Origin of the sequence: Scopulibacillus darangshiensis (assembly GCF_004341035.1) — a bacterium.
GTDB classification, from domain to species: Bacteria; Bacillota; Bacilli; order Bacillales; family Sporolactobacillaceae; genus Scopulibacillus; species Scopulibacillus darangshiensis.
In genome coordinates this window covers 1-1,453 of record NZ_SLXK01000093.1, presented here as the reverse complement: position 1 = coordinate 1,453, position 1,453 = coordinate 1, and the positions used below count along the sequence as shown (strand labels likewise).

General features: G+C 38.7%; 2 protein-coding genes. Both read right to left on the bottom strand.

All coding sequences use genetic code 11. The annotated features are described in order from the left end of the window. Window positions 1-197: 197 nt before the first annotated feature. A complete protein-coding gene (locus EV207_RS22850) occupies window positions 198-1,070 on the bottom strand; it encodes an IS3 family transposase (RefSeq protein WP_165887054.1) in 873 nt (290 codons plus the stop codon). Continuing rightward, complete coding sequence (locus EV207_RS22845; protein ID WP_165887053.1) at window positions 1,067-1,366, bottom strand: helix-turn-helix domain-containing protein; 300 nt, start codon at window positions 1,364-1,366, stop codon at window positions 1,067-1,069. The genes EV207_RS22850 and EV207_RS22845 overlap by 4 nt, the downstream gene beginning before the upstream one ends. Window positions 1,367-1,453 lie beyond the last annotated feature (87 nt).

The following is a 1,453-nucleotide window of genomic DNA, read 5'->3' as shown; positions in this document are numbered from 1 at the left end:
TGAACATGCCCCTGTCAAGTAGACACTTTAAAAACGCACACATTTGTGTATTTGTGTCCTACATCTATCCCTTCCATTTATGCCAAATTGTCCTTCATCTACAGAGAACCCGTCAAGGGAAAAGGCACCCTTGACTGAACCTCCTAGGTGAAGAGGGTATGGCTTATAATGGAATGGCTGGCATTCATTTTGTCGTTTTAAGCCGCCTGTTTACGATATTTTACAGGACTCATTTTTAATTTTGTTTGAATCCGTTTATAATTGTAATAATAAATGAAGCTTTCTACTGCATTTTGAATGTCGTGGACCGTCTTAGGTTGATCAAAATGAGGCATTTCACACTTAAGATGGCCAAAGAAATTCTCAATGCAGGCATTGTCCCAGCAGTTGCCTCTGCGGGACATGGATTGGGTTAATCCCATATCTATTAGACGCTTCTTGTATCTTGGGTTTGTGAACTGGAAGCCTTGATCACTATGTAGGATGGCTCCTTTCGCAAACCCACATTTTTTCAGTTCTCCCAGGGCTCGATACACCAATCCCATCCCTTGGCTTGTACCCAATGAATACCCCACAATTTCTTGGTTAAATAAGTCTTTTATCGCACAAACATACACCCAACGATGAGATCCTTTTTTTACAGCAATATAGGTTATATCAATGGCAAATTTAATACCGGGCTTTAACGCTTTAAAATTTCGATTCAAAATGTTTGGTATATCACCGTGAGGTTGGGGCCTGTTTTTGAACCGCTTTCTTCGAATCTTACACTGTAATCCATACTTGCGCATGATTCGTGAGATTCGCTTTTCATTGACCGTCATTCGGAAATCGTCCCATAGCGCCATCTTGATACGTTTTCTACCATACGTCCCTTTGTGTTCATCGAAGATTTTTATGATATATTGAAGTAATTCCTCATCCTTTAAATCTTGGACATTCCCACCTTTATTCGCTACCCATTTATAGTATCCGGACCGAGAAACCGATGTCATCTTAATAAGTTTCGTTACAGGAACACGGCCCGCATTTGCATGAATAAAGGCAAATTGTTCTCCTTTGTCGTTCACCCCCTTTTCAGATCCAACAACTTTTTTAAATATTGATTTTCCAATTTTAGACGCTCAATCTCTTCTTCTGGCGTCTCCCCATTTTTTCGTCTTTTTCCTTTACTTTTCAACCCTCTTTGATCATTTAGAGCTTTATACCCGCCTTCTCTAACTCTTTTAGCCCATTCATATACTCTTCTTACATTTCCAAGATCAAATTTTTCTACAAGTTCATTTAAGGGATGACCCTCAAGGTACATTTCCACAACCTGTTTCTTTAAATCATATGGATATTTTCTAGGATTTCTTCTATCCAATTTCAATCCGCCTCCGTTCTATTTTTATACACATTTATATCCAGAGTGCGGTTTTCTAAAACTGTCTACTATATAGGTACAATAACA